The 6,284-nt window shown below is 45.4% G+C and carries 9 protein-coding genes; 8 read left to right on the forward strand and 1 reads right to left on the reverse strand.

Translation table 11 applies throughout. The annotated features are described in order from the left end of the window. Positions 1–222, reverse strand: a 222-nt coding sequence (locus B2751_RS11130; RefSeq protein ID WP_290774807.1) for a sigma factor, incomplete at its 3' end; no start/stop codon positions are given. Positions 223–437: 215 nt separating this feature from the next. Here B2751_RS11130 and B2751_RS11135 point away from each other — a divergent pair. From B2751_RS11135 to B2751_RS11170, 8 genes are all read left to right on the forward strand, one after another. Continuing rightward, positions 438–1,457 (forward strand): serine hydrolase domain-containing protein, encoded by a 1,020-nt coding sequence (locus B2751_RS11135; RefSeq protein WP_290774808.1) that lies wholly within the window; start codon positions 438–440, stop codon positions 1,455–1,457. Further along, complete coding sequence (locus B2751_RS11140) at positions 1,454–1,864, forward strand: group-specific protein (RefSeq protein ID WP_290774809.1); 411 nt, start codon at positions 1,454–1,456, stop codon at positions 1,862–1,864. The genes B2751_RS11135 and B2751_RS11140 overlap by 4 nt, the downstream gene beginning before the upstream one ends. Next, complete coding sequence (locus B2751_RS11145; protein ID WP_290774811.1) at positions 1,861–2,421, forward strand: AAA family ATPase; 561 nt, start codon at positions 1,861–1,863, stop codon at positions 2,419–2,421. The genes B2751_RS11140 and B2751_RS11145 overlap by 4 nt, the downstream gene beginning before the upstream one ends. Before the next feature lie 99 nt (positions 2,422–2,520). Beyond that, positions 2,521–3,327: a phosphotransferase gene (locus tag B2751_RS11150; protein ID WP_290774812.1), complete on the forward strand. Its 807-nt coding sequence runs from the start codon at positions 2,521–2,523 to the stop codon at positions 3,325–3,327. A gap of 53 nt (positions 3,328–3,380) precedes the next feature. Beyond that, positions 3,381–3,647 (forward strand): hypothetical protein, encoded by a 267-nt coding sequence (locus B2751_RS11155; protein ID WP_290774814.1) that lies wholly within the window; start codon positions 3,381–3,383, stop codon positions 3,645–3,647. A gap of 210 nt (positions 3,648–3,857) precedes the next feature. After that, positions 3,858–4,841 (forward strand): DUF2268 domain-containing protein, encoded by a 984-nt coding sequence (locus B2751_RS11160; RefSeq protein WP_290774816.1) that lies wholly within the window; start codon positions 3,858–3,860, stop codon positions 4,839–4,841. A gap of 9 nt (positions 4,842–4,850) precedes the next feature. Next, positions 4,851–5,165, forward strand: a complete 315-nt coding sequence (locus tag B2751_RS11165; protein WP_290774817.1) for a hypothetical protein — start codon at positions 4,851–4,853, stop codon at positions 5,163–5,165. 544 nt (positions 5,166–5,709) lie between these two features. Further along, positions 5,710–6,284: ABC transporter ATP-binding protein (locus B2751_RS11170; protein ID WP_290774818.1), on the forward strand; the 575-nt coding region annotated here is incomplete at its 3' end.

Here is a 6,284-nt window from a genome sequence, read left to right on the forward strand (position 1 = left end):
CTCTTCAAACGACATGGTAGGGCTGAGTTCAACTGTCAACGGTTGAAACGACGCACGCTGTTGCTTGAACGCACAATTCATCGTGATGCGCGTCAACCATGTCTTAAAATACGAAGCATCCCGTAAACTCTTTCGCCCACGCCATGCCCGGTACGCGACCTCTTGGACGTTCTCAAGCGCTGCCGTCTCCTCTTTCAGATAAATGAAGGAAATACGGTACACATAGTCTTCTTCTGCGAATAAAGCTGCTTCAAAAGCAGCATCGGATAATGCTGTACCTGACTATCGAAACACATCGGCATCCCCCTTTTTGGCAATCACTCCCCTATTAGATACGCGACACGTTTAAAAAGTTTCATTTTTTCAAATTTTTCTTATAATTCCCTTTTCTTGAGTGAATGAATTCGATAGGATGGGAAACAGAGAGGATGATGAACGTGTACAAGAAACTCATTGCTTTACCGGAGCTTACGCATCTCGAAGGGGCGGTCTCCATCCACCAGCAAGGTGAACAAATCTTTAGCCATGCTGACGGATTCGCGCATCGGGGCTACCGCGTATCGAATACAGAAACGACACACTTCGGCATTGCCTCTGGTGCAAAACTTTTCACGGCGGTCTCCATCTTACGGTTAGTCGAGGCAGGAAAGGTAGCACTCGCCGAACACGTCGCGCCGATTCTACCGGACATAGGAATCGATCTAGACGGTGTGACCGTGCATCATCTGTTAACCCATACATCAGGCATCGGTGATTATTTTGACGAAGCGACGATGACCGATTTCGAGGAGGTTTTTCAAGATTTCCCGATGTACCGTTTGCGTCGTCCCATCGATTTTTTACCGTTGTTTCAGGATCAAAAAAGACTGTTCATTGCAGGCGAACGTTTTCATTACAACAATGCGGGATACATCCTGCTCGGTCTCGTGATCGAACAATTGACGAAACAACCCTTCTCGGATTACGTGACGAACGAATTATTCGCTCGTGCGCAAATGACACAGTCTGGTTACTTCCGACTCGACTCGCTACCGGCAGATACAGCCATCGGTCACATCGAGAATGAAGACGGAACGTGGCGAACGAATCACTATGCGTTACCGATCATTGGCGGACCTGATGGCGGCGCCTTCCTCACAGCATCAGACATGGAACGTTTTTGGCGAAGTCTTCTGACGCATCAGTTGCTGTCCGAATCGATGACCACGCAACTGTTTCATCCCTACGTCAAAGTCAACGATGTTGCGTCTTATGGTTACGGCGTCTGGCTGAAACGACTCGATGCCATGCACGAGAAGTGGCACATCATGGGCTATGATCCGGGTGTCAGCTTTCATTCCGCCTATTATCCACAATCGGAAACGATCGTCACCGTCTTATCGAATACGTCTGACGGAGCCTACGCGCTCGTTCAGGCTATCGAACAACTTTTACTTGAGAAAGGAATCCATACATGAACCTTTATATCGCTTCTCGCTTTGATCACACGTTGACCGTCCGCTGGCTCCGCGATGAACTCCGCTTGCGTGGACACGATGTAACATACGACTGGACGATGAATGATCGGGCAGAGGATCCCGAAGCATTACGAAAGATCGGTCTTGCTGAATTCGAAGCCGTGCAACGAGCGGACGCCTTCGTCCTCGTGTTACCAGCAGGGAAAAGTAGTCACGTCGAACTCGGGATTGCGCTCGCGACGAATCGCCCGATTTACTTATGCATGCCGGATGCGACCTACTTCACCGGACCATTGGCCAGTACGTTTTATCATATCGGACGGACGACTCCTTGCTTCGGAACGAAAGAAGACTGGCTCGCGCAGATTCTCGCCGCTCGTTTACCGGAAGAACAACTGACGTCATGAGGACCGTCCTGTTGACGATTGGACCGACCCATGCCGGGAAAACGACGTTCGCACGACAGCTTGCTCAAAGTCTACCAGCAAGCCTTGTCATCGATCAGGATCTTCAAGCACGTTTTTTGCTCGAACATTATCCAGACTTCGTTCCAACAGAAGGACCGAATCAGATTAAACATGACTTGACGGGATGGTTGATCGACCAGGCAATTACGTCCTCCGTTGAGACGATCATCTTATGTAATGCCAACACCTCGCGGATTGATCGGAAACAATTATTAGATCCATTCTCCCGTTCGACGTTCCGCTCGATCCTCGTCTGGTTCGATTTACCCGAAGTGACAATTGCAGACCGACTGACTCACTCCAAACGCGATGGACGAGAAATTCGTGGCGACTCGTTGTACTACGACATCTATCAGCGGCAACGAATCGAGCCGCCAGTTTCCGGTGAAGCGGACAAAATCGTTCGTCTTCGTTCGACGGAAGACGTTGACACATTCCTCGACCATGTCACGAATCCGACGCTTGATGCTCTCTTCGATGCGGTGTCGACTGATTGAAGAACATGACAATCGTGCGTAAAGCACCCGCTTCTTCATCAACGCATGCAAAAAGACTAGCCGATATGTAACCGATTACAAAAGAAAGAAGGAACACTCATGTCTGAAGAACAACGATTGACTGGCGGAAATGTCTCCGCTGTCTATCAAAAAGGTGAGCATGTCTATCGCTCACAAAAAGAGAACAGCAACAACGTCCAACGGTTATTGCGCCACTTAGAGACTAAACGCCTATCCGGTGTTCCCCGCTTCGTCGGCATCGATGAACAAAATCGAGAAATCCTGACCTTCCTCCCCGGTGAGACGGCAGACTATCCGCTAAAAGCATACATGTGGCAAGACGATGTCATAAAAGACGTCGCGCGATTAATGCGCAAGTATCATGATGCTACAGTCGACTTCGAAATCAGTGACTGGGAGCCATTGATCAACACCCCTATTCCATACGAAGTCATCTGCCACAACGATTTTGCCGTCTACAATACGATTTTTCAGGATCAAAAACTGAGTGGCGTGATCGACTTTGATTTTGCAGCACCCGGACCACGTGCATGGGACATCGTCTACGCGCTCTATACGTTCGTCCCGCTCAGCAGTAGACGGCAAGCACCTGACGGATCCGTTCTTGCCTATTCACCGGAGCAAGATGACACACGTTTCGCCAAGCGAGTGAGTCGGTTCCTTGATGCGTATGGCTATGAAGGACCGCGTTCCGAACTCCTATCCATGTTATTGTTACGCGTCGAAGCCCTCTATCTGTTGATTGATCAAAGAGCTGCGGACGGTGATGCTGCATTCATCAAGATGAAAGAAGAAGGTCACGACACACATTACCGCGCGGAATACCGTTTCATCGCGGAACATGGTCCGAAATGGTTCATCGATAAAGATTCATCAGAAAAATAACAGTTTATCTTTCACGTTAGATGTCCGTGATCTTCATAGAGGAGTGATTTCCCGTGAAAACGATTGATCTTGATTTTTTACTGACGACTGAAGAATACGAACTTGAACTGGATAAGATGTCGCTAAAGGTAAATGATCATTATGCGATTGATTTCTATTTTTATGGAGCTGACGAAGCGTTCAAGCTTATAATCAACGATCCTTCGCGTGATTACTTTTTGATGCGTTTTGAAAAGTACGCCGTCTTCCTAGGAACGTTACAAGAGCATGGCATCATCGACGAGAAACTTCGGAAGCCGTATCCAGTCGTGAAGTCATAAGAATCGATGTTCGGTGATTTTGCTGCGAAGTTTATGAAAACGGACGAAATCTATACTGAACGGGGAGACTTGCACTTATTTGCCGTCAGGACACATGAACAGGATTTTTACATTTTGTCCTACAGCGATCCGATCGTCATTGATCATATGGCGAAAGAGGATTGATTGAACAGCAGTTGTTACATCATAAAAAAGGAGGATGAACGTAACTTGAAAAAATCATTGATATTACTTTTAACTGCTCCACTTCTGTTTTTGTCTGCTTGTACAGAAGATCAAAAGACAACACAACCCACTACTGAACTGTTATCAAAGAGTACAAAAGTAAAATCCGAATCTGTAAAAATCGATGCCGAAAGTAAATTGAACATTGTTTTTCTTTATGAACCATACAAACAATATCTACAATCGTCCTTAAAAAACAATGATCCTGAAGAAGATAAAAAAAATTATGCGAAATATGTCTTAAGCTATATCGACAAAATCGGGGAAAAGGAGCAGTTTGCGACAGCCGACTTGAAAGGTTTCCCGATGTTGCAATCAACCGTGTACGAACAAGAGCTACTCGACAAAATCGAGAACTTGATGAAACAACAAGATGACATTACAAAAATCATTAAAAAAAATTACATCGCTTCTCATAAGATCCTTCCCAAAAAGAAAAGTACCATCATCGTCGCTCCGGTTAATCCTGAATCCTCTTTCGATCTTCAGTCAATGAAAGGTGTTACAGGAGCAGCCTATAAAGATGCATTCATTCTCTATCTGGATACAAACTACGATAAAGACATCCTGGCATATTCGACGGCACACGAATATCATCACTTAGTCCTCAAGGATACACCTGATTTTAGTTTAAGTACGACTCTTAATTCCGTCATCGTCGAAGGAAAAGCAGATGCCTTTGCCGACCGAATCGTCAAAGGCGTCTCGCCTCCATGGAATGTCGAAATGGATGAAGCAACGAAGAAACATGTCGTACATCTGGTCAACAGCTATGAAGTATCACAACTCGACTTCGTCGTAGGTAACGAAGAAAAAGAGATTCCTCGCTGGAGTAACTACATTTTGGGGCGTGATATCCTCAATCACTATTTTGAGTCGCATCCAGATCAGTCCATTGCTGACTGGACCTATACGAATCAAACAGATATCTTAAAAGGGTACACGTATCAAAAGATTCTTGAAAAATGAGGTGCTTTCATGAAATACATATGTCCCGTCTGCGGATATACGCAAATGGACGACGTTGCTTATGACGAAAATGGTGACGCTTCGTTTGAAATTTGTTCTTGCTGCGGCTTTCAGTTCGGAGTAGACGATAATGTCGAAATCGAGGACGGTATCTTTTTATCGAGAAGTGAGACACATGACTTGTATCGCTCAAACTGGCTCAAAGAAGGTGCTAAAGTCTTTAGCCCTTATGCCTTTGAGCCTGGTACAGGAAAGGGTGAACCTTTAGCGAGAACGGCTTTGAAAAAACAATTACGAGCAATTCATATCAGACTAGAAACATAAAAAAGGAGCGCCGCTTTTCACGATGACTCGTGTGAGTTCGCGCTCCTTTTTTATGTCATCATGCTCGAATCTCGTGCATCATCAACATAATTGTCATGCTAGTTCCTTGATCCGGATGATTTTCAATCGTTACCTCATCGTCAGGTGAAGCGATAATTCGTTTGAAGATCGGCGGACACGCCAAGTAAATCAAGGACAAGTCGAAGTAATTTCTTCGTCCACTGTCGTTCCTGAGAAGTAGAAGAATATTTTTAATGTCTTCGACTCCACTACTCTTTTCGTTCCTTATGCCTCTCATCGTCCTAAAAAGATGGTGGTATCGATTCACAGGAGCTTCAGCATGATTCTTCTACTAATGCATAGCCATTTCTTACGTCTTCGTTTCATTTTAAATATCTCCCTAGATTGAGTTTAATCCAATCTTAGAGAGAAGTTATAAGAAAAACATAAATGAGTAAGGATTTCGAAAATAAAAACACAATAGACAAAATTTTCTAAAAATAATACACTATATTTAACCAAATTATGTAAAAGGAGTGGTCACATGAATATTACCTTTCAAGATGTTTCGCACTCGTTCGAGCGAAGCGGTGTCCGGACCGATGTCTTGCATCAACTAAACGTACAATTTTTGCAATCGGAAGTAACGGCACTCGTCGGTCCGTCCGGGTCCGGAAAATCGACGTTCCTTAGTCTCCTTGGTTCGCTCGATCGTCCGTCGTCCGGTCAGATTCTCTATGACAGACAGGACATTACGTCTTGGAAGAACAAACGGTTATCACAATTTCGATCGCAAGAGATTGGCTTCATCTTCCAGCAGTTTCATCTCCTACCGTCACTGACGGTGTCTGAAAACCTAAAGGTCGCCTTGTTAAAACAAAAGACATCGTTTAATCAAGACGAGCGAATCCTCGAGCTGCTCGATCGGGTCGGACTCGACGACAAACGAAATGCTTTACCTGCTCAACTATCCGGCGGGCAGCAACAACGGGTGGCAATCGCCCGCGCCTTGTTGCATCATCCGCAATGGATTCTTGCAGATGAGCCGACTGGTAATCTTGATTCCATGACCGGTGACGCGATTTTTGAACTGTTGCTAGAACTGCATCGTGAAGCCAA

The sequence above is a fragment of the Exiguobacterium sp. UBA6282 genome (assembly GCF_002440475.1).
Lineage (GTDB): Bacteria > Bacillota > Bacilli > Exiguobacteriales > Exiguobacteriaceae > Exiguobacterium_A.